General features: G+C 62.6%; 27 protein-coding genes, 1 tRNA gene and 1 riboswitch. Of the genes, 14 read left to right on the top strand and 14 right to left on the bottom strand.

Annotated elements, in window-relative coordinates; all coding sequences use genetic code 11:
- Positions 1-40: 40 nt before the first annotated feature.
- The 5 genes from AWB77_RS12690 to thiC all read right to left on the bottom strand — a co-directional run bounded on the left by AWB77_RS12690 (position 41) and on the right by thiC (position 5307).
- The gene (locus AWB77_RS12690) at positions 41-1642 is read right to left on the bottom strand and encodes an L-lactate permease (protein ID WP_061134766.1); all 1602 of its coding nucleotides are present in this window, start codon (positions 1640-1642) and stop codon (positions 41-43) included.
- Positions 1643-1824: 182 nt separating this feature from the next.
- Positions 1825-1953, bottom strand: a complete 129-nt coding sequence (locus AWB77_RS37190) for a hypothetical protein (protein WP_279616183.1) — start codon at positions 1951-1953, stop codon at positions 1825-1827.
- A 265-nt stretch (positions 1954-2218) separates the two neighbouring features.
- The gene (locus AWB77_RS36310) at positions 2219-2731 is read right to left on the bottom strand and encodes a hypothetical protein (RefSeq protein WP_061134765.1); all 513 of its coding nucleotides are present in this window, start codon (positions 2729-2731) and stop codon (positions 2219-2221) included.
- Between the two features lie 173 nt (positions 2732-2904).
- On the bottom strand, positions 2905-3084 hold the full coding sequence (locus AWB77_RS12680; RefSeq protein WP_374728691.1) for a YMGG-like glycine zipper-containing protein: 180 nt from the start codon (positions 3082-3084) through the stop codon (positions 2905-2907).
- 291 nt (positions 3085-3375) lie between these two features.
- The gene (gene thiC / locus AWB77_RS12675) at positions 3376-5307 is read right to left on the bottom strand and encodes a phosphomethylpyrimidine synthase ThiC (protein ID WP_061134763.1); all 1932 of its coding nucleotides are present in this window, start codon (positions 5305-5307) and stop codon (positions 3376-3378) included.
- Positions 5308-5436: 129 nt separating this feature from the next.
- A riboswitch (TPP riboswitch) is annotated at positions 5437-5578 on the bottom strand.
- Between the two features lie 217 nt (positions 5579-5795).
- Here thiC and AWB77_RS12670 point away from each other — a divergent pair.
- The 5 genes from AWB77_RS12670 (at position 5796) to AWB77_RS12645 (ending at position 13136) form a co-directional block, all read left to right on the top strand.
- A complete protein-coding gene (locus tag AWB77_RS12670; RefSeq protein WP_061134762.1) occupies positions 5796-6737 on the top strand; it encodes an EamA family transporter in 942 nt (313 codons plus the stop codon).
- Positions 6738-6889: 152 nt separating this feature from the next.
- The gene (locus tag AWB77_RS12665; RefSeq protein WP_061134761.1) at positions 6890-8227 is read left to right on the top strand and encodes a glycosyltransferase family protein; all 1338 of its coding nucleotides are present in this window, start codon (positions 6890-6892) and stop codon (positions 8225-8227) included.
- A gap of 76 nt (positions 8228-8303) precedes the next feature.
- Positions 8304-9452, top strand: coding sequence for a hypothetical protein (locus tag AWB77_RS12660; RefSeq protein ID WP_244158528.1), 1149 nt, complete (start codon positions 8304-8306; stop codon positions 9450-9452).
- 647 nt (positions 9453-10099) lie between these two features.
- The gene (locus AWB77_RS35045) at positions 10100-11968 is read left to right on the top strand and encodes a YadA family autotransporter adhesin (RefSeq protein ID WP_082852645.1); all 1869 of its coding nucleotides are present in this window, start codon (positions 10100-10102) and stop codon (positions 11966-11968) included.
- Between the two features lie 385 nt (positions 11969-12353).
- A complete protein-coding gene (locus tag AWB77_RS12645) occupies positions 12354-13136 on the top strand; it encodes a DUF4397 domain-containing protein (RefSeq protein ID WP_061134758.1) in 783 nt (260 codons plus the stop codon).
- A 183-nt stretch (positions 13137-13319) separates the two neighbouring features.
- Here the strand turns inward: AWB77_RS12645 and AWB77_RS12640 are convergent, their stop codons facing one another.
- Complete coding sequence (locus tag AWB77_RS12640; protein ID WP_016344885.1) at positions 13320-13454, bottom strand: entericidin A/B family lipoprotein; 135 nt, start codon at positions 13452-13454, stop codon at positions 13320-13322.
- Between the two features lie 194 nt (positions 13455-13648).
- Entirely contained in the window at positions 13649-15151 is a 1503-nt protein-coding gene (locus tag AWB77_RS12635; RefSeq protein ID WP_061134816.1) for a sensor histidine kinase, read from the bottom strand.
- Between the two features lie 149 nt (positions 15152-15300).
- Between AWB77_RS12635 and AWB77_RS34350 the strand changes: the two genes are divergently transcribed.
- The 5 genes from AWB77_RS34350 (at position 15301) to AWB77_RS12620 (ending at position 17663) form a co-directional block, all read left to right on the top strand.
- A complete protein-coding gene (locus AWB77_RS34350; RefSeq protein ID WP_008350561.1) occupies positions 15301-15477 on the top strand; it encodes a DUF1328 domain-containing protein in 177 nt (58 codons plus the stop codon).
- Between the two features lie 53 nt (positions 15478-15530).
- The gene (locus AWB77_RS34075; protein WP_064506477.1) at positions 15531-15692 is read left to right on the top strand and encodes a DUF1328 domain-containing protein; all 162 of its coding nucleotides are present in this window, start codon (positions 15531-15533) and stop codon (positions 15690-15692) included.
- Between the two features lie 193 nt (positions 15693-15885).
- Positions 15886-16461 carry a ferritin-like domain-containing protein gene (locus AWB77_RS12630; RefSeq protein ID WP_061134757.1) on the top strand — a complete coding sequence of 192 codons (576 nt, stop codon included), beginning with the start codon at positions 15886-15888 and terminating at the stop codon, positions 16459-16461.
- A gap of 94 nt (positions 16462-16555) precedes the next feature.
- Positions 16556-17188: a response regulator gene (locus AWB77_RS12625; RefSeq protein WP_061134756.1), complete on the top strand. Its 633-nt coding sequence runs from the start codon at positions 16556-16558 to the stop codon at positions 17186-17188.
- A gap of 31 nt (positions 17189-17219) precedes the next feature.
- Positions 17220-17663 carry a response regulator gene (locus AWB77_RS12620; RefSeq protein ID WP_061134815.1) on the top strand — a complete coding sequence of 148 codons (444 nt, stop codon included), beginning with the start codon at positions 17220-17222 and terminating at the stop codon, positions 17661-17663.
- On the opposite strand, the gene AWB77_RS12615 is transcribed toward AWB77_RS12620, so the two are convergent.
- Both AWB77_RS12615 and AWB77_RS12610 read right to left on the bottom strand, forming a co-directional pair.
- Positions 17660-18460, bottom strand: a complete 801-nt coding sequence (locus AWB77_RS12615) for a phosphodiesterase (protein WP_061134755.1) — start codon at positions 18458-18460, stop codon at positions 17660-17662. The two genes, AWB77_RS12620 and AWB77_RS12615, sit on opposite strands and share 4 nt — an antisense overlap.
- 34 nt (positions 18461-18494) lie before the next feature.
- Positions 18495-18845, bottom strand: coding sequence for a hypothetical protein (locus AWB77_RS12610; RefSeq protein WP_061134754.1), 351 nt, complete (start codon positions 18843-18845; stop codon positions 18495-18497).
- Positions 18846-19024: 179 nt separating this feature from the next.
- On the opposite strand from AWB77_RS12610, the gene AWB77_RS12605 reads away from it, so the two are divergent.
- Both AWB77_RS12605 and AWB77_RS12600 read left to right on the top strand, forming a co-directional pair.
- Entirely contained in the window at positions 19025-19315 is a 291-nt protein-coding gene (locus tag AWB77_RS12605) for a hypothetical protein (protein WP_061134753.1), read from the top strand.
- Between the two features lie 48 nt (positions 19316-19363).
- Entirely contained in the window at positions 19364-19633 is a 270-nt protein-coding gene (locus AWB77_RS12600) for a hypothetical protein (RefSeq protein ID WP_244158527.1), read from the top strand.
- 98 nt (positions 19634-19731) lie between these two features.
- Here the strand turns inward: AWB77_RS12600 and AWB77_RS12595 are convergent.
- Positions 19732-19816 (bottom strand) — tRNA-Leu (locus AWB77_RS12595).
- 159 nt (positions 19817-19975) lie between these two features.
- Here AWB77_RS12595 and AWB77_RS12590 point away from each other — a divergent pair.
- A complete protein-coding gene (locus tag AWB77_RS12590) occupies positions 19976-20428 on the top strand; it encodes a metallophosphoesterase family protein (RefSeq protein ID WP_061134751.1) in 453 nt (150 codons plus the stop codon).
- Between the two features lie 48 nt (positions 20429-20476).
- Here AWB77_RS12590 and proP read toward each other — a convergent pair whose 3' ends face one another.
- The 3 genes from proP to argA form a co-directional block, all read right to left on the bottom strand.
- A complete protein-coding gene (proP, locus tag AWB77_RS12585; protein ID WP_061134750.1) occupies positions 20477-21952 on the bottom strand; it encodes a glycine betaine/L-proline transporter ProP in 1476 nt (491 codons plus the stop codon).
- A 668-nt stretch (positions 21953-22620) separates the two neighbouring features.
- Positions 22621-22893, bottom strand: a complete 273-nt coding sequence (locus tag AWB77_RS12580; RefSeq protein WP_061134749.1) for an oxidative damage protection protein — start codon at positions 22891-22893, stop codon at positions 22621-22623.
- 57 nt (positions 22894-22950) lie between these two features.
- Positions 22951-24321, bottom strand: a complete 1371-nt coding sequence (argA, locus tag AWB77_RS12575) for an amino-acid N-acetyltransferase (RefSeq protein ID WP_061134748.1) — start codon at positions 24319-24321, stop codon at positions 22951-22953.
- Between the two features lie 335 nt (positions 24322-24656).
- Here argA and AWB77_RS35770 point away from each other — a divergent pair, with 335 nt between their 5' ends.
- Entirely contained in the window at positions 24657-25031 is a 375-nt protein-coding gene (locus AWB77_RS35770; RefSeq protein WP_157694804.1) for a hypothetical protein, read from the top strand.
- Between the two features lie 96 nt (positions 25032-25127).
- Here the strand turns inward: AWB77_RS35770 and AWB77_RS35765 are convergent, their stop codons facing one another.
- Entirely contained in the window at positions 25128-25316 is a 189-nt protein-coding gene (locus tag AWB77_RS35765; RefSeq protein ID WP_157694803.1) for a hypothetical protein, read from the bottom strand.
- Positions 25317-25370 lie beyond the last annotated feature (54 nt).

The raw sequence follows: 25370 nt of genomic DNA, 5'->3' as shown, positions 1-25370 counted from the left end.
TCCGCCGAACGAAAGCGCAAGAAGCGGGAAACGGCGACGGTCAATGCGGCGGGATCATCCACGTCAGCACGTTCTGCTGCAGCCACACGAGCACGCCGAGCACGATCGTCAGCAGGATCGAATGCTTGAACGTGCGCGCGAAAACGAGGCCTTCCTTGCCTTTGAGCTCAGTCGTCGCCACGCCGGTCGAGATGTTTTGCGGCGAGATCATCTTGCCCATCACGCCGCCCGATGAATTCGTCGCCGCCATCAGCACCGGATTGAGATTGAGCTGGTTCGCCGCGACCACCTGCAGATTGCCGAAGAGCGCGTTGCCCGACGTATCGCTGCCGGAAAGGAACACCGCCACCCAGCCGAGGAACGCGGACACGAGCGGGAAGAACGGCCCGACCGACGCCACGCCGAGACCCAGCGTGTAGTTCATGCCCGAGTAGTTCATCAGGTACGCGAGTCCGACGATGGTCGCCACCGTCAGGATCGCGATGCGCGTCTGCACCCAGGTATCGACGATGGATGCGGCGTATTCGCGCGCGGGAAGCTTCACGAGCAGCGCGGTGATGATCGACGCCACCAGTATCGCGGTGCCGGTCGCGAGCGGCTGGAAGTCCCAGATCGCGCCGTAGGGCTGGTTGTAGAGCGTGATGTAGACGGCCTTGTCGAGGCCCGGCCAGGCGATTTTGACGTCGCCGATCATGAAGATCTTGAGCACCGTCCACACGATCACGACCACCGACACGACGATCCACGGCACCCAGCCCTGTCCGCCCGGAATCGACGAGCGCGTGTCGCCGAGGCGCGCGGCGTTGACCGCGAAGCGCTCGTCGGCAACGGGCTTCCACACGCGCAGGAACGCGATCGTCAGGATCAGCGAGACGAGCGACGAGAGCACGTCGGTCAGCGCGTAGCTGACGTAGTTCGACGTGACGAACTGCGTGAGCGCGAAGGCGCCGCCCGAGACGAGCAGCACGGGCCAGATGCGCATCATGTTGCGAAAGCCCGCGTAGATGCCGATCACGTAAAAGGGCAGAAGGAACGCGAAGAGCGGCAACTGACGCCCGACCATTTTTGCGAGCGCATCGGTGGGCAGGTGCGTGACGGCGCCGAGCACGGTGATCGGCACGCCGAGCGCGCCGAACGCGACCGGGGCCGTATTGAAGATCAGCGTGAAGGTGAGCGCTTCGAGCGTCGGGAAGCCGAGCAGGATCAGGAGCGAACTCGTGATCGCGATCGGCGTGCCGAAGCCGGAGATCCCTTCGAGCAAGGCGCCGAACGAAAAGCCGATCACGACGAGCACGATGCGCCGGTCGTTCGGCAGGTTATCGATCATCCAGACGCGAAACGCCTCGAACCGGCCCGAGCGCTGCGCAACGTTGTAAAGGAGGATCGCGGCGAACACGATCCACATGACGGGCCACAGCGCGAAGACGGCGCCGGCCGCGACCGAATCGAGCGCGAGCCCGACCGGAAAATGCCAGCCCGCCACGGCGATGACGAGCGCGAGAATCAGCCCGGCGAGCGACGCCTGCCACGCCGGACGGCGCGCCCAGCCGAGCAGTACGAGCACGAGGATGATCGGCAGCGCGGCGACGATGAACGATGCGAACAGGGAGTTGGCGATCGGGGTGAGTAGCTGATGAAACATCGGGTCTCCTTCGTTTTGTCATGAGCGGGAGCGGCGCATGGCGTTGCCGCGATGCGCGTGGAGTTCGATGTTCAGCAGCAGGTCGCCGCAGGCTTAAGCAACCGCATAACGCGCACACTAAGAATAGGGCGCGAACGGCCTGCGTCAAGGCGTGAATGCACGCGCCCGAGCCGTCGATGCTTTTAGCTTTCGGCGATCGCGCCCGGCGCGGGTTCGTCGCGACCGGCAGACGGCGTCTGACGGAACACCCACACGGTCAAAAGGCCGAGCGAGGCGAGCATCCACAGCAGAAAAAACACAAAGGCCATCATGTCCGATCCCCCGATACGGAAAGTGCGCGAAGACTCCGCGACGCTGGTCGCCGTCGCGGCGCGATGAATAGGGGAGCTATGTAGCCAAAATCGTGCCAAACGTCTGGCGAATAGCGCCGAAGCCTTGTCGGATAAGGAAAGTGCGCGGGCGCACAGTTACGGATTCCTGTTCGAACGCGCGGGTCGATCAGAAAATGTTGCAGTGCTGTTACGCCGCCGCGCGCAACGGGGCATCGTGTCTCAGTTTTCGTTTCGTTGCGCGCGCTCAGTGTCCGTGGCCGCCGCCGCCGCCGTGCCAGCCGCTGCCGCCGCCATGCCATCCGCCGCCGCCTCCGTGCCAGCCGCCGCCTCCGCCGTGCCATCCGCCGCCGTGCCAGCCGTGGCCCCAGCAGCAGCCGCTTCCGCCCCAGTAGCCGAAGCTGAACGAGACGGCGGGATAGCCGTAGCCGTATCCGTAGCCGTAGTAGGGGTAGCCGTAGTAGGCAGGCGGGTAGTACGGATAGGGATACGGATAGGTCTGGTAGTAGTCGGAATAGGGCGAGCCCACGGCGTATTCGTACTGCGGCGGCAAGGTTGCCGATGACGCTGTCGCGGCTGCCGTGCCGGAAGCCGGCAATGCGAATTCCCGCTGCGTATAGGCCGCGCCGACCACCGGAGCCGGCGGATACGCGGGATACGCGGGATAACCGTAAGGGTAGTAGCACCCGCTGAGTAGAAGCCCGGCGGCGAGCGCGGCGGCGGCCGTTGCGGGTCCGAAAAGACTGCGGGCGGGAATCATGATGCTGCTCCTTGCTACGGCTGCCGGACGCTTGGAAAGGTTTCGACGCACGGGGTCCGTCAAGAATCAGCTTAGCCGAACGGCGAGAAGCGGGCGCCCCGCGTCATGTGACAAAGCATTACGGGGGCTCCTTTATGTAACAGAAATGAAACGACGATGTGCCGGCGCGTCGCTTACTTGCCGACCTGATTGCCGATTACCCCGCCGACCGCCGCGCCGCCCAGGGTCGAAAGCGCGCTGCCGCCGATCACCGCACCGCCGGCGGCGCCCACGCCTGCTCCGATCGCGGTATCCCGTTGACGCGTGGTCATGTCGCCGCAAGCGGTCAGTCCTCCCAGGAACGCAACGACCATTGCAGCGGCGCCGATCTGTTTGATGTTTTTCATGTCGACTCTCCAATTCGATGATGAGATGAATCGGCTGCGGTTCGAGTCCGCCCCGTTGGAGGCGCGGACGACCGTTTCGGCGTCGGACAACCGAGCGCCACGTTTTTCGCCGGTTCGTCCTCCAACGAGCAGAAAAGATGCCCGATCTATCCGATGATCGGCCGAGCCAATCGCAGCGCGCCGTCGCGCCCGACGCGCACAAAAAAGCGGCCTGCCGCGCAGTGCGCGCGGCAGGCCGTCGTCAGCACGATACCGGCATCAGGTCGGCTGATAAATCTCCGAGCCCTTCTTCACGAATTCGATCGCCTTCGTCTGCATGCCTTTCTCGAGCGCCTCGGTTTCGCTCACGCCTTGCTTGGCCGCGAAATCGCGCACGTCCTGTGTGATCTTCATCGAGCAGAAGTGCGGGCCGCACATCGAGCAGAAATGCGCCACCTTGGCGGAATCCTTCGGCAGCGTTTCGTCGTGGAATTCGCGCGCCTTGTCCGGATCGAGACCGAGATTGAACTGGTCTTCCCAGCGGAATTCGAAGCGCGCCTTCGACAGCGCGTTGTCGCGCACCTGCGCGCCCGGATGACCCTTCGCCAGATCGGCGGCGTGCGCCGCGAGCTTGTAGGTAATGATGCCTTCCTTCACGTCGTCCTTGTTCGGCAAGCCGAGGTGCTCCTTCGGCGTGACGTAGCACAACATGGCCGTGCCGAACCAGCCGATCATCGCAGCGCCGATGCCCGACGTGATGTGGTCGTAACCCGGCGCGATGTCCGTCGTCAACGGCCCGAGCGTATAGAACGGCGCTTCGTCGCACCATTCCAGTTGCAGGTCCATGTTCTCCTTGATGAGCTGCATCGGCACGTGGCCGGGGCCTTCGATCATCACCTGCACGTCATGCTTCCACGCGATCTGCGTGAGTTCGCCGAGCGTCTTGAGTTCGCCGAGCTGCGCTTCGTCGTTGGCGTCGTAGATGGAGCCGGGGCGCAGGCCGTCGCCGAGCGAGAACGAGACATCGTATTGCTTCATGATCTCGCAGATGTCTTCGAAGTGCTCGTAGATGAAGCTTTCCTTGTGATGCGCGAGGCACCACTTCGCCATGATCGAGCCGCCGCGCGACACGATGCCCGTCATCCGGTTCGCCGTCAGCGGTACGTATTGCAGACGCACGCCCGCGTGAATCGTGAAGTAATCGACCCCTTGTTCGGCTTGCTCGATCAGAGTGTCACGGAAGATTTCCCACGTCAGGTCTTCGGCTTTGCCGTTGACCTTCTCGAGCGCCTGATAGATCGGCACCGTGCCGATCGGCACCGGCGAATTGCGGATGATCCACTCGCGCGTTTCATGGATGTGCTTGCCGGTGGAAAGATCCATCACCGTGTCGCCGCCCCAGCGGATCGCCCACGTCATCTTGTCGACTTCCTCGCCGATCGAGGAGGTCACCGCCGAATTGCCGATGTTCGCGTTGATCTTCACGAGGAAGTTGCGGCCGATGATCATCGGTTCGCTTTCCGGGTGATTGATGTTCGCGGGGATGATCGCGCGGCCGCGCGCCACTTCCTCGCGCACGAACTCGGGCGTGATCTCCTTCAGCGCGTCCTTGCCGAACGCCGCCGCGCCGAATGCTTGCCCGGCGTGCTGGCGGCCCATCATCTTCGCGAGCTTTTCGCCGTTCGGGCCGCTCGTGCGCAGGCTTTCGAGATATTCCGCGCGACGCTGATTTTCGCGGATCGCGATGTACTCCATCTCCGGCGTGATGATGCCTTGCCGCGCGTAGTGCATCTGCGAGACGTTCTTGCCGTCGAGCGCGCGGCGCGGATGACGATGCAGTCCCGGGAACCGCAACTCGGCGGTTTTCGGATCGGCGGCCCGCTCGCGGCCGAATTCGCTCGACAGACCGCTCAGTTCTTCCGTGTCGCCGCGCTTTTCGATCCATGCGCCGCGCAGCGCGGGCAGGCCGCTGCGGATGTCGATTTTCGCGTCGGGATCGGTGTACGGGCCGGACGTGTCGTACACGTAGACCGGCGGATTCTTCTCGCCGCCGAAGCCGTCGGGGGTGTCGGATTGCGAGATTTCGCGCATCGGCACGCGGATGTCGGGCGTCGAGCCTTCGACATAGACCTTGCGCGAATTCGGCAGCGGCGCGATGGCGGCGGCATCGACGACGGCGTTCTCCGACAGGAACTTGGGGTTGGCATTCATTGCTGTCTCTCCTGGGGACGATGGAAGTTTCAGCACGCGCTTCTTGGAGCTCGGCTGATTCAGGAGCTAAACAGGGAGGAACGAGATGGAAAGGTACGGGTTCGGTAGAAGCGGTGCGGATGCTGCGGACCTTGGAACCCGAACGCTTCCCTGCGCTGGCATTATCCAGATCAGGTTCAAAGGGTATTTCTCACCCACGCCGCACGAAGCGTGTCTCGCCGATAAAGCCGCCGAAACCGCGATGTGCAACGCAGGACCCCCGCGTTAGCAGCCGACACGTTACACCGGGGCGTGGCGTCTTGGCAACCATCCCGAAAATGCCCCGATGGATTCCGGCGCTTACTGCATAATGGCGGGCGCCGCGCATTTCCGGGTTTTCCCGGGCATCGCGCGGTCCGTTCCAGCGCCATTCCCCTTCGTGTTACGCCATGCCGTCCTGTCTGGTTTTGCCTGTTTTCCTCCGGCGCGCAGCTGTCGCGGAGTGATGCATGTCCGCTCTGCCTCCGCCGCGTCTGCCGTTCAGCTTCCCTGATCGTTTTCCGTTTCGCCCGCCGCGCTCGTTCAAAGGACGGGTCGCGCTCGCGCTGACGGTCGTCTATCTCGTGTGGGGATCGACGTATCTCGGCATCCATCTCGCGCTCGATTCCTTTCCGCCGCTCATGCTCGGCGGGCTGCGCAACCTGATCGCCGGCATCGGGCTATTCGCGATCGCCGTGCATCGCAAGTCGGCGTGGCCGAGTGCGCGCGAGGTGCGCAATGCGGCGATCGTCGGCACGCTGCTCGAAGGTTTGTCGAGCGGGATGATGGCCTACGGCATGCGTACGGTCGGCACCGGCACGGCGGCGGTGATGGTCGCGACCGTCCCGCTCTTCGCGACGATCTTCACCGCGCTCAGCGGACGCGGCGTCGCGAAAGGCGAGTGGTTCGCAGTGGCGCTCGGGCTGATCGGCATCGTGCTGCTCAATCACGGCGATCCTTCGCCGAGCTCGACGGTCGGCACGCTGGCGATTCTGTGCGCCGCGATCTTCTGGGCGGGCGGCGCGCATCTGGCGACGCGTCTGCCGCAGCCATCCGATCTTCTTATGTCGACGGCGCTGCAGATCGGCCTGGGCGGATTCATTGCGACTGCAATCGCGTTCGCGTCGGGCGAGCGGCTGACGCATGTGGGCATCGGCGCGGGCGTGTCGTTCGTGTATCTCGTGGTGATCGGTTCGATGGCGGCGTATGTCGCGTACAACTTCCTGATCCGCAATACGAGCACGATCGTCGCGACGAGTTGTCTTTATGTGAATCCGGTGGTGGCAGTCGGGTTAGGCGCGCTGCTGCTCGGCGAAATCATCACGCAGTGGACCGTCATCGCGACGGTCGTGATTCTGCTTTCGGTCGGGCTGTCGTTCTGGTTTGATTATCGAAGGCGCGGGTTGGCTTGAAAATTGGGAACCATCAGTGCGGAAATCAGAGCCCGCCCAATCCGAGATGAAACAAAATGTCCTTGCACTTGCTGGCGTGCCGAGTGCAGGAGAAACTGCGCGGTGAGAACGCCTGATCGCAGACGCGATATGCGGTAACACGGAGCATCGCCTTGACCACCCACGTCATCAGTTTCTTCGCGGACGATAGCGCTCGCGCTTCGTTGCAGAACCATCGCGCTTACTGCGAACGGCAGGGATATACGCACGAATACGTCGATGCGAGCGCGATAGGCTGGCCGCAACTGCGCATGATCATGAAGTATCAGGTGCTCTTGCGAACGTTGCGCGCCTGCGCGGAAGGCGATCTCGTTCTGCTGCTGACACAAGATTGCTTGCTGAAGAGCGATATTCGCTGCGAAACGTTGATGGAAGATCGCGAAACGGACTGGATTGCCGCGCAAGACTCCGATTACGTCATGGCGTCATTTCAGTTGTGGCGCAACACAATGATGTCACGTGCGCTTGTTACGCACCTTTTCGGTGGTACGAAACTCTGCTATGAAACGCCCTTGAGCGAATCGGACCTGTTGACGCTGTTGAAGCCGGAACCGTTCGACCGCGGATATAACGAGCAACTCGCCGTCTCGCCGGTTGCTTTGGATACGTCGATGTTCTGGGTCGACTTGCCGGTCTTGGCGCTTGTGCTAGTGGACTTGCCAGTGGCGCCTAGAAACTATCCAATCTGCACGAAGCTGCGCGATCTGCTCGCGGGGCATATCAACGAGTGTCAGGCAGAAGGGCGGCCTCTCTTCACATGGCCGCGGCAAAACACATCTGATCCCGTTGCGCGCTATGAAGCGATGAATTCCGATGCGCCCATTGCGCTGACCATGCTTTACACCCCAAACGTCAGCGAGTACGGCGAGATCGCGGAAGCCAATCTGCGGCGTTATTGCGCGCGTCACGGCTACGCCTTGCATGTTTATCGCGACATTCCAGATCAGGCCGGCTGGGACGCAGCCGGCAACTGGTTCAAGCCATGGGTGCTGCGCCATCATCTCCAGCAGCATCAATGGTTATTTTGGATCGATGCGGACGTGCTCGTTGTCGATCAGAAGAAGCCTTTGGAACCCCTGTTGCGAAACGTCGACCGGATATTGGCGGCAGATATCAGCTGGCATTTCAACTCGGGTGTCATGGGATTTCGTAACACGCAGGAAAACGCCCGGTTACTGGAAGAAGTCGCGCAGACGGTCAGCGAAATGTCGGACAAGTCGACTGTCTACGCGAACGGCGGCGACCAGGACGTCTTCATCAAAGTCATGAAGCGTCACGGAAAAGCCACTGATGACGAGCTGATCGACTGCACAACGCTCAACACGCCTTTCCAGCTTCAAACGCGCAATAGTTTCATGGTGCATTACATGGGTATGCAGCCGGCCTTTCGCACGCTTGCGATGCGTCATGGCGAGCGGCTCAGTCGGGAACTGGACGAGAGCGACTTCTGAACTACAGGCGCGGCGAATTCCGCGGTGACGCATGCGTGGCCTCTGACTCGGTCATGCCGAGTAATGGATAAATGTCATGGCCACCCACGTCATCAGTTTCTTCGCGGACGATAGCGCTCGCGCTTCATTGCAAAATCATCACCTCTACTGCGAACGGCAGGGATACACGCACGAATACGTCGATGCGAGCGCGATAGCTTGGCCGCAACTGCGCATGATCATGAAGTATCAGGTGCTCTTGCGCGCAGTGCGCGCATGCGCTGAGGGCGATCTCATTCTGTTGCTGACGCAAGACTGCTTGCTTCAGAGCGACATCCGCTGCCAAACCTTGATGGATGCTCGCAACGCCGACTGGATCGTCTCGCTTGACTCGGATTACGTCATGGCGTCATTCCAGCTTTGGCGTAATACTGCGGCCGCGCGCGAATGCGTGAAACGCCTCTGCGATAACTCTAAGCTCGGTCGCGGGCCGGTGAGCGAATCCGATCTGCTGCTACTTCTGAAACCGGAGCCGTTCTATCTGCAATACGAGGAGATCATTGCTGTTGCACCGGCGGGGCTGCATGCGTCGCTGGCGTGGCTCGAATGTCGAGTTTTGGCGCTTGCACTTGTCGACTTGCCCGAAGCGCCGAGAAACTATCCTGTCTGCGCGAAGCTGCGCGATCTGCTTGCGGAGCATATCAACGAGTGTCAGGTAGAAGGCCGGTCGTATCTCGCGCCGCAGGCACGCAATCCCGCCCGGTCTGCAGCGACGTACGAAGTGATGAATTCGCAAGCGCCCATTGCACTGGCAGTGCTATACACACCGAATATTCGCGAGTATGGCGAAATTTCGGAAGACAACTTGCGGCGCTATTGCGTCCGACATGGCTATGCCTTGCATGTCTATCGCGATGCGCCTGCGCAAGCGCAGCCGGGCGTCAGCGGCAACTGGCTAAACCCTTGGGTGCTGCTCCGTCATTTGCCGCAACACCAATGGTTGTTCTGGATCGATGCCGACGTGCTTGTCATTGACCAGAAAGAGCCGTTGGATCCACTATTGCAGCGAGGCGATCGCGTGCTGACGATGGACATCAGCTGGCAGCCGAACTCGGGCGTCATGGGCTTTCGCAACACTCAGGAGAATTTACGGCTGTTGACGGAGGTCGAACAAAGGGTGAAAGCAATCTCGACAAATCGTCCGTCCACTCGAGCGGTGGCGATCAGGGCGTTTTCATCGAGGTGATGCAGCGTCATGGCATGGCCTTGGACGAAGAGTTACGCGATTGCACAACGCTCAACACGCCTTATCAGCTTCAGGAAGTCGACAGCTTCATAGTACATTACATGGGTATGCCGCCGGCTCTTCGGGCGCTGTTGATGCATAACGAAGACCGGATTAGTCAGGAACGAGATGGGCGTGGTTTCTAAAGCAAACGTCTCACCTGTCCATGGTGGCGATTTTTGCTCCGGCCCAATCGCGACGCCAGTGGGTTGCGGAAAAACTGGTGTGCTCGAATCAGCGGCAGTTCTGCCAAAATTACGCAAATGTAATTTTAGAAGTATTCGTCTAACTATAATTCCGTTTGTTGTCATTTACTTGAGGTTTCTTTCCCGTATATATCAGAAGACTGATTATCGAGATAATTTTCGCCCATTGCAGTCGAAACAATTCGATATGTAGATCAATTCTGAGTGCCGCGAAGAGAACCCAGAAAATCACGGTTTTCGCTGGGACCAGTTGAGTCGGGGCGGCGATTAATCGGACATTGCTGACCATCCCACGTTAAAAAAAGTCGCAATGGCGAAAAACTGCGTTCGGCGAACCTTGGCCGGAAGCCGAACGCAGCGCAGGACGTACATCAAATCGTTTTATTTATAGAGGAATTATACATGACGCGTCATCAAATTCGGCTCAGACCGGTGGTATTGGCAGTTCTAGCGAGCGCGGCCGCGCTGGCTGCAGGTCCCTCTTCCGCTGGTACCGCAACGGGCTGGAACATCATGATGGGCGGTGTGTCGCGCGATGGTACGAACATTTATGGCGATAATGTCTTCGCTTACGAGCAGGGGGTGTTGATAGGCGATGGAACGCAGAACTCGATCGCTGATTCAGTAGTCGTTGGAAATGGCTCTTCTGCCGTTCACGCGCCCGATTGGGAGAGTGTTGATCCATCAGGAGAGGTGCCTGTCGGGCCTGCGGTTGTTGTTGGTTCTGGCTCAGTGGCGCAAGAGTTCGCCGTGGCGATCGGTAGCGAAGCCTTTGCTGCGCGTTCCAGCGTCGCCGTTGGCGCACGATCGTCGGCTGGTCTCTATGGGGTCAGCATTGGGGAAAGTGCGAGAGCAGATGAAGACGCGGCAGCGGTCGGGCATAACGCGAATGCTGATAAGTCGGCAGTCGCTATCGGCAACAGTGCTACAGCTTCCAAGAGCGCAGTGGTTCTCGGCTCGGATGCGACCGGTAGTGATGGATCAATCGTCATGGGCGAGCGAGCGTATGCTGACGGCTTAGGCGTGGCATTGGGCAACGGAAGTTCTGCCGGCTCTGAGAGCATTGCGAGCGGTGCCTTGGCGAGGGCGGATTACCAAGCCGTCGCGCTCGGTGCTTACGCACGAGCAGATTTATGGGCCACGGCGGTGGGCTTTTCGGCGTCTGCGACGTCGATTGATGCTGCAGCGTTTGGAGCTAGAGCGAGTGCCTCCACGCGAGGCACCGCTGTCGGTGCAACCAGTACCACGGGGTCGGGATACGGCAATACCGCTGTCGGCTATGACGCTGCTGCCACCGCCGATTGGTTCTCGAGCGCCTTTGGTAATGGGGCACGCGCTTCGGGCGATTCCTCCATCGCACTTGGCTTTGTGTCGCAAGCTTCAAACGGAGGAGCGATAGCCATAGGACCATATGCCGTTGCCGGAGGCAAAGATTCGATCGTGCTCGGTGCTAACAGTAACGACGACAATCAAGCGCGCGTTCTCAGCATTGGCGATGGCAGCGGTGGACAACGTCGAATCATTCACGTTGCGGACGGGATCAATGACTCTGACGCGGTGACGATGCGCCAGTTGAAGGCACTTCAGAATGGCAACTCGCCCGTTCAGAGCACCATGCTGCAATCATTCTCTGCCGCTGCGCCCATGCTCACCGCCACGCTGCTCGAAGCCAACGCGTTCTTCGCGTCGAACGGCGACGCCGGTGAAACGGCAACCGCAACCGGCGTCCACGCGACGGCCATGGGCGCGAATTCCATCGCCAGCGCCGACAACTCGGTCGCCCTTGGCGCGAACTCCGTCGCGGATCGCGCGAACACGCTGTCTGTCGGCGCGGCAGGCAGCGAGCGCCAGATCACGAACGTCGCGGCCGGCACGCAAGGCACGGATGCGGTCAACGTCAATCAGTTGAACGACAAAGTCGCACAGGCGAACTCGTACACGGATCGCGCGGTCGCAGGCGCAAACGCCTACACGGACCAAGCCGTCGCAGGCGCAAATGCCTACACCGATCAGGCCATCGCCAGCACGCGACACGACATGGAACGCTACGCTGATCGCGCAGCGGCATCGACCCTCGCAATCCCGAGCATTCCGGTGCTCAACTCGGGCGAGAAGTGGGCCGGTGTGGCGGTGGGCAACTACGGCAGCGCGACCGCAGTCGGCGTCGCCGCGGCCTATCAGGTGTCCATGAACTTGAATCTGGGCGTCGGCGTTTCGTCGGCGAATGGTGGTTCGACTGCCGTCAAGGCTCAGGCAGGCTATCGCTGGTAAGTACATGTTGATGGAACTGGCGGCGCTCCGCTAGTTCAGTCCGTCGACACTCGAACCCGGGCACATCGATAACGGTGCGGCCCGGGTTCGTCGTTTGCAAGAATCGTCTGTCGATGACGGTTTCTCCTGTCTCCGTCTCCTCTCCCGAAGCAATCCTCTAACGAAAGCAAAGCGCTATTCCATAAGGCTTTGCGGGATACTCGCGCGACAAAGCACCGATCAAGGGCACATCGCTTGCTCGATGCCGACAGCCGTCCCGGCGCCGTCATCGAATGAGACGTCGCCCCAGACGGCCAAGGAAGGTCAATACGGGAAAGCCACGGCGCCGACACGCACACTCGCCGCGGACTCAAAAAAACGATCAAGAACAAAGGAAGGTGAAACCATGAAGCTCATCCGCACCGCTGCCGCGCTTGCCGCCGTCGCCACGATGCTCTCCGCCTGCGGCGGAAGCTCCGATGACGTCGGCAAGGAAATCGGGGTTACGCAGCCGCAGGTTCATTTCGTTCACGCGATTCCGAGCGGCCCGAACGTCGACTTCTACGACAACGGCAAGATCCTCCAGCCGAATCTCGCCTACAAGACCGTGACGAACTTCGCGAACATCGACACGGGCCAGCACAACTTCTCTTACGCCGCCGTCAACACGACGACGCAGCTCGCCACCGACACGAGCATCTCCAACGCGGCGAAAGGGCACGAGTACACGGTGATCGCGTTGCCGGACGCGGGCCTGGTTCCGTCGATCGCGGTCATCGACGATCCGTTCGACAAGGGGCTGCTCTCGGGCAGCGCGCGCGTGCGGGCGTTCAACGCATCGACGAATGCGCCGAACCTCGATATCTATCTCGTCGCGCCGAATACGAACATCTCGGGCGTCAGTCCGACGATGGCGGGCGTCGCCTACAAGAACGCCGTCCCCGCGACGACGCAGGACTCCATCTATGTCTCGGGCGGCACGTATCAGCTGATCGCGACGTTGCCGGGCTCGAAGACGCCGGTCTACAAGTCGGCGTCGTTCGATCTCGTCAACAACGCTGACTGGCTCGTGACGACGCTGCCCTCGGGCAATGCGGTATCGCAACTGGTGCCGGAGAAGATTCGGGTGCTCGTCGCGCAAGGCGGCAACACGCAACAGCCGGCGCTGGAATTGCCCGATACGCAATAACCCAATGCAGCTCGAATGAGAAGCCCGGCCGGTCTGCATCGGCCGGGCTTTTTATTCGACGCGTCAAAACCAATGGCGCAAAAAAATCCCGCCACGCGAAGGTGGCGGGAAGACAGGGAACTACATCAACGCTAAGGAACGCCTGAACGAAACGCGCCGCAAGGAAACGACGCGTCTCGCGTATTACTTGTGCTCCTCGGCGGAATTCGAGATGGCCTGGCCGCCCTTCGAGATGTCCTGGCCGGCGCCGGAAACCGTATTGCAACCAGCGAGAGCCGCCGTGCCCGCGATGAGCAGTAGAGCGATGAGTCGAGTCATGTTTATCCCCTTGGAGTTGAAATGCGTGACAGGAATCGGAATCGCGCATCATGTGTGGTTAGCGGGCGCCGACTCTACGATTCGACGTCCTGCCTTACCGGTGCGATCAATCATAAAAAACACGCGCGCCGGAAACTGTAGGCACGCCTGCGATTTTCGTGTCGGTGGCCTCTGCAAGTCGTGTCGGCGCCGTCCTACGCGATGCGCTCACCGATACGCGTATCGCCGCTGCGCTCGCGCGGCATCGATACGCTGATCGCCGTGCCGCGCGGCGATGCGCGCTCGATCTCGAAGCGTCCGCCGCGCGCCGACACGCGCTGCCGCATGCCGACGAGCCCGTGCGTCTGCGTGCGTTTCAGATCCTGCGGCCGGATGCCGATGCCGTCGTCGGTGATCGAGAGCGACACGTTCTCTTCATCGACCGTGAGCGCCACGCGGATGCGCCTCGCGTGCGCATACTTCGCCGCATTCGTGAGCGTCTCCTGCGCGACGCGGAACAGTGCGATTTCGATCGCCTCGCCGAGCTTCATGTCCTCGCCCGGCAGATCGAACTCGACGCTCCAGCCGTTGCGCTGCGCAGCTTCCTCGGCAAGCGAGCGCAGCGCCGTGACGAGACCGAAATTGGCGAGCACCGTCGGGCGCATGTCTTCGATGATGCGGCGCTTGAGCGCGATGCCCTGATCGAGATTGCCGAGCGCGCGCGCGAGTTTCTCGGCCATCGCGGGTTCGGTGTCCTTCAGTTTGCCGCGCACCCACGCGACATCCATCTTGCTCGCCGTAAGGATCGATCCGAGCTCGTCGTGAAGTTCGCGCGCAAGCTCTGTCTTCTCGTTCTCGCTGACCGATTGCAAGTGCCACGCGAGCGCTTCGAGCTGACGCGTGCGCGCGAACACCAGTTGATCCAGTTCTTCCTGCTGCGTGATGAGGGCTTTCTGCACGCGCGCCTGCTTGTCGAGTTGAATGCCGAGATTGCGAAAGAGCAGGATGAACAACACGATGTTGAGCGCGCACAAGGCGCCGACGCACAGCGTCGAAATACGCTGATCGGCGCGGCTCGCATCGAGCGCGTGCTGCGCGCGCTGTTCTTCGTTCAGGCGCAGGAGCGACAGCGCCGCGTCGAGCGTCGCGCCCGCATCGGGCGGCGGCAGCGCGAGAGCGCTCGCGCGCGCGGCGGCGTCGGCGGGCGGATCGGTGAGACGCACGGCGCCTTGCGCGATCTCATCGTCGGCGGCGGCGCGGATCTGCGCGAAGCTCGCGAGCGCGGTGTCGTCGCCGATGCGCCGGTAATATCCATCCAGCGATGCCAGCGTGCGCCGCACCCGCTCGGCCGTCTCCCTGAAATGCGCGCGATATGCGCCGTCCGCCTTCAGCGCGAAGCCGCGTTCGTCGGCGGTGAGCGTGGCGATGTCGGCGGCGAGCAGCGAAAGTTGCGCGGTCGCGCCTTTCGCATCGAGCGCGACCTCGTACTCCGATGCGATCCGCATCCGCCCCGATTCCAGGATGATGAGCCCGCCCACGGTAATGACGATGGCGACCGTCATCGCGACCGCCCAGCTATAGCGGCGCATCCATTCGTTCAGGCGCGTCGCGCGGCGCGCGATGCCTTCGGGCGCGCGCGGCGGCGGCGATTCGTCCGCGAAGGGCGGCACGTCCTCGGGCAGGATCGTCGGTATCGCGGCGGGCGGTACGTGGCTCATGGTGTCGGTCGTGCGGCGTTTCACTTCGAGCAGCCGTTCTGAAAGCGAGTGTCGGTGGATTCCCACAGCAAAAAAGGAGCCAGCCCGAATGCGCGCCGGCGAGTGCATCGCTACGATGGTTCCGTCATCCACTCATACGGGGAACGATCATGCTGAAGTGGGCACTGTTTTTCGCGATCGTGGCCGTGATCGCAGGCGTGCTGGGCTTTACCGGCGTCGCCGCCGGCGCGGCCGCCATCGCCAAATTCCTGTTCGTGCTGTTCCTGATCCTGTGCGTCGTGTTTCTCGTGCTCGGCTTCGTCGTCACGAAGAAAGCGATCGATTAGCGACGCCCGCGCGCATCGACGAAACATCTTCAACTACATAGGAAGGAGGTCACATGCTTCATTACGCTGCTGTCTTCTTCGTCATCGCCATCATCGCGGCCGTGTTCGGCTTCACGGGTATCGCGGCTGGCGCGGCGGAAATCGCGAAGATTCTTTTCTTTATTTTCCTCGTCGCGTTCGTGGTCACCTTGCTGCTCGGTGTGTTCCGAACTTAACGGCCGGCCGCCGCAGACCACGAGCCAGCAAGCCGCGCGCGGGTTTTACGACCGGCGCGCGATTTTTTTGGCGGGTCAGGCATGCTACATGCATCGAGCTTTCTGAATGGATAGCAGCGCTCTATGCCGCCGCGAGCCGCGAGCGCCAGCACCAGCGAAACGTCATCCCACTCATCACAGAGGAGCGAACCAAATGTCCAATTCGTCTGCTGTAAAGTCTGCGCCGGGTCAATCCACGGATGCTTTCGTTCTCGATGTCGAGAAGATTCGCGCCGACGCGCGTCAGCATATGGACGACGGCGCGGTGACGACCGGCTACGGCGCCGATCGCGAGACCGTGCTGAAGCTGCTCAACGACTCGCTCGCCACGGAGATCGTCTGCACGCTGCGCTACAAGCGCCACTATTTCATGGCGAAGGGCATCCACTCGGAAGCCGTCGCGCAAGAGTTTCTCGAGCACGCGACCGAGGAACAGCAGCACGCCGATACGCTCGCCGAGCGCATCGTGCAACTCGGCGGCGCGCCGAACTTCGCGCCGGACGGCCTCGCGTCGCGCTCGCATTCGCAGTACAGCGAAGGCAAGGATCTGATCGACATGATCCGCGAGAACCTGATCGCCGAGCGTATCGCCATCGATACGTATCGTGAGATCATCCGCTATCTCGGCGACAAGGACGTCACGACGCGCCGCATCTTCGAGGAAATTCTGGCCGTCGAGGAAGAGCACGCCGACGACATGGCGGACCTGCTGGAAGGCCGCAACGGCTAAGGACGGCGCGCCGGGCACGCGCCGCGCGCCCGGCGTATCACATAGAATGGCCGACCAACTACTACAAGAGCCGCCGGCCGTGCGGACGACGCGAATGATCCGAGTCCTGATAGCCGACGACCACGCCATCGTACGCAGCGGGTTCCGGCAGTTCGTCGCCGACGAGCCCGACATGGAAGTCGCCGCCGAAGCCGCGACCGGCGACGAAGCCATCGCGCTCGTGCGCGCGCAGGCGTTCGATGTCGTGCTGCTCGACATCGCGATGCCCGACAAGAACGGCATCGACACCTTGCGCGTGGTCAAGCAGATCCGGCCGGAGCAGGGCGTGCTGATGCTGTCGGGTTTTCCGGAGAGCCAGTACGCGATCAACCTGCTCAAAGCGGGCGCGAACGGCTATCTGAACAAGGACGCCGCACCCGATGAAATCGTGCGCGCGATACGCACGGTGGCACGCGGGCATCGCTATCTGTCGGAGTTCATTGCCGATGCGCTCGCCGACAAGCTCGAGAAGCCCGCCGCCGAACGGCCGCACGAGCTGTTGTCGGAGCGCGAATTCCAGATCTTCTGCAAGCTCGCGGGCGGCCAGATTCCGACGGAGATCGCGCAGGAGCTGCATTTGTCTGTGAAGACGGTGAGCACGTATCGCGCGCGCGTGCTCGAGAAGATGCGGCTCGCCAATAACGCCGATCTCACGTATTACGCGATCAAGAACGGCCTGATCGAATAGCGGCGCGCAGCACTTCCGGAGGTTGCCCGACGTGGGCCATCACAACGTCACCGATGATCGAAAAAGCGCACCGCGCGCATCGCTCGCGGTGCTGCTGATCGAGGATTCGCCGCTGATTCGCCGCAGCCTGACCGAGGCGATCGAGGCGCTCGGACCGTGGCGCGTGAGCGCGTTCGCCGATGCGCCGGAGGAGGCCATCGCGCTGTTATCGTCGCAGTCTTTCGATGCGGTGATCGTCGATCTGCAACTGAAGCGCGGCTCGGGCATCGATGTGCTTGCGTGGCTCAAGGAGTGCGGCGCCGCGCGCTCACCGGGCGCGTTCGTCGCGGTGCTCACCAATCACGCGCTGCCGACCTATCGCGAGCGTTGCCTGCAATACGGCGTGCGCCATTTCTTCGATAAATCGCTCGAATTCGATCGCGTGCTCGACGCGCTCCACGACTACGCACGCGAGCGCAACGAAAGCCGATCCTAAAAAGGCTGCGGTCCGCCGCCCTGTTCGACGCTCATGCAATGCGTCACCAGCCCGAGACCGGCGCGCCACAGATGCAGCCCGAACGCGGGCGGTTCCATGACGAACGCTTCCGGCCCGCCCGGATTCAGTTGCAGCGCGACCTGATGCGCCGTCGACGGCGCGCACCATACGATCGTGCCGCCGAAGCGCGCGCTGATCGCACGATGCACGTGACCACATACGATACGTTCGACATTCGGATGCGCCCGCACGAGCGCGTCGAGCGCGCGGCTGTCGCCGGGCGCGAGGCGGATGTCGTCCATGAAGCCGATCCCGCACGCGATCGGCGGATGATGCATCGCTATCATCACGGGCCGGTCACGGCTCGCGGCGAGTTGCGCTTCGAGCCAGTCGAGCCGGGTCGCGCAGAGACGGCCCGCGCCGAAGCCGGGATCGAGCGTATCGAGCGCGATCACGCGGACATCGCCTGTATCGAACGCGTATTGCAGAAAGCCGTCGTGGCCCGCGAGTTCGGGACGATCGCCGAACACGGTGCGCAGATTCGCGCGGTCGTCGTGATTGCCGGCGATCACGCGCCACGGCATCGCGAGCGTATCGAGCAGCGTGCGCAGATGCCGGTATTCGTCGATGCCGCCCGCATCGACAAGATCGCCGGTTACGAGCACGGCGTCGGGGCGGGGAACGAGCGCGTTAAGCACGCCGATCGCACGGGCGAGGTACGCGGCCGTATCGACGCGGCCGTAAGCGAGCGTGCCCGGCGCGGTGACGTGCAGATCGCTGATCTGGGCGAGCAACATGCGCGTGAATCTCCTCGTCGCGGATGGTTTGCGCCTAGTCGTCGGAGGCGGCGGCCCGCGGCTTCGGCGCGAGCTGCGCGGGGACGAGCCACTGGAAGCCGGTCATCGACGTTTCGCTGAAGGTGCATTCGGCGGCGGCGGGCGTCGTTGCCGTCGCAGGCTTCGCGCCGTTTGCCGTCGGCGGATTCTGGATCGTGCCGTGCACGACCACTCGCGAGCCATGATAACTCGCGCCGGAACCCGTGATTTTGAGGGGCGCGCGGGCGGCGTCGGGATACTCGGCGCGCGCCTTGTCCTTGCACGCATCGACGTTCTTGTAGTACGACGTGCAGCCGGCGAGCGCGGCGGTGAGCACGGCGAGCAACAGAGGGAGGCGAGGGTTCATCGATGAATCCTGTAGAGGAGCGTGATGATGATCAGGGCGAGCTTTATAACACGCGTGCCGCAACGCATCACACTGTAGTGCATCGTGGCGCGCGGGCGGCTTGTTTTGTCCGGCGATGCGGTAGCACAATCGGCACTGTCATTCGATTCGCGCGTGCCTCATCGACGGAGACGACCGCCATGGAGAAGGACATCGAAGTAGGCGATTACCTGCTTGCGCTGAAGGTCGTGCCAAAGCCGCTCGAAGCCGATGTCGGCGTCGATGCCGACGCCGCGCCGTCCGATGGATACGCGGTCCGCGTGCGTGTGACGCGGCTCGACCGTAAGCCGGTGCACGGATCGGCGCTCGCCGACGACTCCAGCGAGATGACGGGCGACCACGGCCCGTTTGAAACCGTCGCCGAGGCGATCGCGCACGGCGAGGCGTGGGGACGGCATTACGTGGCGCGCGTGCTCGGGCACGCCGTCTGACGGGCGGGGCCGCAAGAGGGGATGCGTTCCCCGCGTAGGGCGGGTGTCGTGTACGGTCAGGCCTGGCTAGACTGGGTGCATCGACCGGACAATGCCGAGACCGCCATGACGCCCGTTGCCCTTTACATCACGCCGAACTACATCGCTTCGGTGAAGACCGGCAAGGCGCGCGACTGCTTCGGCGGAACGGTGCGCTTCGTCGGCGTGGATGCGCTGCCGTTCGAAATCGAGCATGTATGCCTGCTGGAACGCGATACGGCGATCGAGGCGCTGTTCGATGCGGTGAGGGACGCGGAGCGGTTGTTGAATGCGGTTTGAGGTGTGACGGGCTCAAGGTTCCGGGACGATCGACACATTCGGTGTCCTGCTCGCACCCTCGATCCGCAGCGCGATGATGTGTGCACTCATCTCGGACCTGGTGCCGGGGACCGGACTCGAACCGGCAAGCCGTGAGGCGGCGGATTTTAAGTCCGCTATGTTTACCAATTTCATCACCCCGGCAGGGCGGACGCGATTCTACCATTGCGCGCCATCGTGCCAAATCCGCGTGTACCGCGAGGACATCATGAGCAAGACCCGGCTCGGCTTCACCCGCTGCAGCATCGACCGAAGCGATCACCTGTGTTACGACGCGACGCCTGTCGCCGCAAGGAAAGCGTGATGCGCATCGGCATCATCTCCGATACCCACAACCTCGTGCGCCCCGAAGCGCTCGATGCACTGCGCGGCTGCGCGCACATCGTCCACGCGGGCGATATCTGCCGGAACGACGTCCTCACAACACTCGCGTCCGTTGCGCCGCTCACCGCCGTGCGCGGCAACAACGATATCGCCGATGAGGTCGCGCGCTTGCCCGAACACGCACGCGTCGAACTGAACGGCGCGACGATTCACGTCGTCCACGATATCGCCGATGTGCCGGAGCAGCTCGACGGCATCGACGTCGTCGTGACCGGTCATTCGCACAAGCCGCTCATCGAGTATCGAAAGAATGTGCTCTTCGTGAATCCCGGCAGCGCGGGGCCGCGCCGCTTCAGATTGCCGATCTCGCTCGCGCTGCTCGATATCGTCGACCGCAGGCCGCAAGCGCGCATCGTGCAGCTCATCACGTAAAAAAGGCCGGCGCTTTCGCACCGGCCTCGGCATCAAAAGGCCGAACGCTTACGCGCGCACCGTGCCTTCCGGGAAGGTATCGTCCATCTCGGCGGCTTCGCGATGGCCCCGCAGGATCGCATGCGCTTCCGCATTCGACGCCACAGCCGGCGGCGAGCCCTTCAGCGGCTTCTTCGCCGTCTCGTGCAGCGCCAGCACCGATACGATGCCGATCAGCGACGCGCCCATCAGATAGTAGGCGGGCATCATCAGATTGCCGGTCTTGTCGACGAGCCATGCCGTGACGAGCGGCGTCGTGCCGCCGAAGAGCGACACCGACACGTTGAAGCCGATCGCCAGCGCGCCGTAACGGATCTTCGTCGGGAAGAGGGCCGGCAGCGAAGACGGCATCACGCCCGTGAACGTCGAAAGCAGCGCGCCGAGGATCATCATGCCCGCGAAAATCGACGGCACCGTGCCCATGCGGATCAGCGAAAGCGCGGGAATCGACAGCACCAGCAGACCGACGCAACCCGCGAGCATCACCGGCTTGCGGCCGATCGTGTCCGACAGACGGCCGGCGAAGAGCGTGAGCGGCATCATCAGCACCATCACGACGAGCACGATGAAGAGGCCATGCGTCTCGTTGAACTTGAGCGTCGCCGACAGATAGCTCGGCAGATACGACAGGGCCATGTAGTCGGTCACGTTGAAAATCAGCACGAGGCCCACGCATTGCAAGAGCGGCTTCCATTGCTGCAGCAGCGTCTCGCGGAACTGCGCCTTGGTCGTTTCGTGCGAGACGGCTTCGGCCTTCTCGGCTTCACGCTGAAACGCAGGCGTTTCCTCGAGCTTCATCCGGATGTACAGACCGATCAGACCGAGCGGGCCCGCGATCATGAACGGAATACGCCAGCCCCAGGAAAGCAGGTCTTTCTCCGACATCGCCGCCGTCAGCACCGCGACCACGCCCGCGCCGAGCACATAGCCGACGAGCGTGCCGAATTCGAGAAAGCTCGACATGAAGCCGCGCTTCTTGTCCGGCGAGAATTCCGCGATGAAGGTCGCCGCGCCGCCATACTCGCCGCCCGTGGAAAAGCCCTGCACGAGACGCGCGACGAGCAGCAGCACCGGCGCCATCACGCCGATCGACTCGTAGCTCGGAATGATGCCGATACAGAACGTGCCGACGGCCATCATGATCATCGTCATCGCGAGCACGCGCTTGCGGCCGATGCGGTCGCCGAGCGGGCCGAACACCATGCCGCCGATCGGACGCACGAGAAACGCGGCCGCGAACGTGCCGAAGGTCGCGAGCAACTGCGCGGCAGGGCTGGACGACGGGAAGAACACCTTACCGAGCGTCACGGCGATGTAGCTGTACACGCCGAAGTCGAACCATTCCATCGCATTACCGATGGCCATCGCGCCGACTGCGCGCTTGAGCAGAGATTGATCGACGACCGTGATGTCGTCGAGCGTGAGATCGGACTTCTGACTGGATGAATCGCGTGTGCGCCAAAGGCCCTCGTGAAGAGAAGACATAGTTCTAAAAGCTCCGTATTCGATCCCGGACGCTCGAAAGGAACGCCGGGTGCGTCGCCGCGGAGGACGGACGCGAATTGCCTGAACAGTGCAGTTTCGTGACGGCTCCGCGAACGCTTGAAGACGAAAGCAAAGGCTTCCCTCAGCCTCGTGCCGATTGGCCGACGCTGAAAAGCGAAAAGAAACGCGGTGCCGGTGCCTCGCGCGGGTGGGTCGCGAAATTGCACTCGGGATGAAACAAACGAGTTTGACGTGCGGACGGCGAACGCAGCGCTGAATGGCTGAGTTGCCGCGGGTGGGCCGCGACGTCGGCGAAAAAACAACTTGAGACGAAAAAGGCCGGCGTGAGTCTGGTAGAACCAGCTAGAAAACCGACGCGCCTCTTTGTATGAAAACTGTCACTACCGCGCAGCCCCCGAATGTTGCATTCGGAAAGAACTTCGCGTAAATGATGGTGAATTGCTGTTGTAACGAGCAAGATAATAACACGATGACAGACGATGTGCAAACTGCTTACTTAACCGCAGCTTGTCCGGATCGCCCGATCCCTTACCGGACATGGGATTACGCCTGTTTGCGCCGTGTACCAGCCGGACCATTTCCGGCCGGCGCGTGCATTAAAAAACCGGCCGCGGGCCGGTTCTTCGCAGTGCAATCCGCGTGTGACTTCAGCTTTGCGGTGGCACGTAGCCCGAAGCCGTATCGGCGCCTTCGCCGAAGAAATACTTCTCGGTCTGCTTGATGAGGTACTGGCGCGCGCGCGGATCGGCCATGTTCAGGCGATTCTCGTTGATGAGCATCGTCTGCTGCTTGAGCCAGCCTTGCCAGGCTTCCTTCGACACCGTTTCATAGATGCGCTTGCCGAGTTCGCCCGGCAGCGGCGGGAAATCCAGTCCCTCGGCTTCCTTGCCGAGCTTCGCGCATTGAACCATTCGGGCCATTGTGAGTTTCTCCTCTGTATCGGGGGCGAAGCGCAATTCGCGCTCCTCAAATCGTGTTCAAAGCTGTTTCATCAAAACGAGCGACTTTCGCTGCCAGTTGTAGAGACGCCGGCGATCTTCCGGCAGATCGTCCACCGTGACCTTCACGAAGCCGCGCTTCAGGAACCAGTGCTCGGTGCGCGTCGTCAGCACGAAGATGCGCGTGAGGCCGCGCGCGCGGGCGCGCTGCTCGATGCGTTTCAGCAGGCGCTCGCCGTCGCCCGAACCTTGCGCTTCCGGCGCGACGGTCAGGCACGCCATCTCGCCGATGCGCTCCTGCGTGTACGGATAGAGCGCCGCGCAGCCGAAGAGCACGCCATCGTGCTCGATGACCGAGAAATGGTCGATGTCGCGCTCGATCTGATGACGTCCGCGCCGAACGAGCGTGCCGTCGGTTTCGAGCGGCTCGATCAGCGTGAGAATGCCGCCGACATCGTCCGGCGTCGCCTCGCGCAGGCTTTCGAGGTTCTCATACGAGATCATCGTGCCGACGCCGTCGTGCAGGAACAGTTCGAGCAGCACGCTGCCATCGAGCGAATACGGAATGATGTGGCCGCGAGCGACGCCGCCGCGGCACGCGCGCACCGTGTGTTTCAGGTAGAACGCCGTGTCGCCCTGCAATTCGCCGCTTTCCTGCAGGCGGTAGGCGTCGTCGAGCGACAGTTCGCGGATCAGTTCGCTTTCTGTGTCGACGAGGCCCGGAATTTCGGTCACGAAGATGATCTTGTCGGCGCGCAGCGCGATGGCGGCGGCGGACGCGACGTCTTCCATCGACAGATTGAACGCTTCCCCCGTCGGCGAAAAGCCGAGCGAGGACAGCAGCACGAGCTTGTTCGACGCGAGCGACTGGCGGATGGAGTCGCCGTCGATCTTGCGCACGACGCCCGTGTGCTGAAAATCGACGCCGTCCAGAATGCCGACCGGCCGCGCCGTCACGAAGTTGCCCGACACGACGCTGATGTGCGCGTGCGCCATCGGCGTATTGGGCAAGCCCTGGCTGATCGCGGCCTCGATATCGAGGCGCACTTCGCCGGCGGCCTCTTTCGCGGATTCGAGCGCGCGGGCATCCGTGATGCGCAGACCATGCGAAAACGACGATTCGACGCCGTGCAGGCTCAGTTGCTCGTCGAGCTGCGGACGCGAGCCGTGCACGAGCACGACGTGGATGCCCATTGCGTGCAGCAGACCGACATCCTGCACGAGCGCGTTCAGGCGTCCTTCCTGCACGAGTTCCCCGCCGAACGCGACGACGAACGTCTTGTTTCGAAACGCGTGAATATACGGCGCAACGGAGCGCATCCAGTCGACGAACTGGGCGTGAGGATTCGGCGCTTCGGGCTCGGCTGCCAGCGGCGTCGCGGTCATCGTGAGGTCGGTTTGGGAATTCATCCCGGGATTATAATGCGACGCTATGCCGAATGTTTCCCGTCCCTCACGTCCCGATCAGGCGGGCAAGTCCCAGTCCGCCGATACAACCCCCGATACTCAGGAGCAGTTGCGACAACTGCGCGAAAATCTGCTGCGCGAGGCGCGGGCGGGTGCGGGTGCGTCCGGGTCGGACGAAGCGGCGGGGTTAAGCAAGAAGGAACTCGCCGCGCGGCGATTCGCGGGCGGAACAGCGGCGGTCGCAGCCGCGACGCAACCGGAAAAGTCCGAAGGGGCGCCGAAGGCCGTGCAGACGAACGAGCGGCCCGCGAAAGCCCAGGCTGTCGCGCAGCCGCCGCGTGAAGCAGCGCAAGCGGCTCAAAATCCGCGCCCTCCGGCGCAGCGCGCGCCGCAGGCACGACCGAAACGCGATGACGCATTGGGTGATGAGGGGCCGGGTCGCGCGCCGGGCGTTAAAGCGCGCGAGCCGCGTGAATCACGGGAAGCGCCGCATTCCCCGCGACACGGCGAGCGCTCAGTCGATGCAGGCGGAACGCGTGCACCGCGCCCGCCACGCGAGCCGCGCGAATCCCGCGACGCGCCGCACTCCGCGCGACATGGCGAGCGCCCGGCCAACGCGAACGTCACGCTCCAACCTCGCCCGCCACGCGAGCCGCGCGAATCGAGGGAAGAGCCGCAATCCGCGCGACCCGGCGCGCGCCCGGCTGACGTAAGCGGAACGCGCGAAGCGCGCAAGCCGCAGGAGCCGCGTGAGGGCCGCGAAGCGTCACGCTCCCCGCGACGCGGCGAGCAACCGGCCGACGCGGGCGTCACGCACGAAGCACGTACGCCACGCGAATCACGCGAATCACGCGAATCACGCGAATCACGCGAATCACGCGAATCACGCGAATCACGCGAATCACGCGGATCACGCGGATCACGCGGATCACGCGGATCACGCGAAGCGCCGCAAGCCGCTCGACGCGCAGAACGCCCATCCGAAACGAGCGGAACACGCGAACCGCGCCCGCCACGCCCCCCGCGCGCCATCACGCCGAACCCCGTACCCC

Source organism: Caballeronia fortuita (assembly GCF_001544835.2).
Taxonomy (GTDB): Bacteria; Pseudomonadota; Gammaproteobacteria; order Burkholderiales; family Burkholderiaceae; genus Caballeronia; species Caballeronia fortuita.
This window is presented reverse-complemented; position numbering and strand designations above follow the sequence as displayed.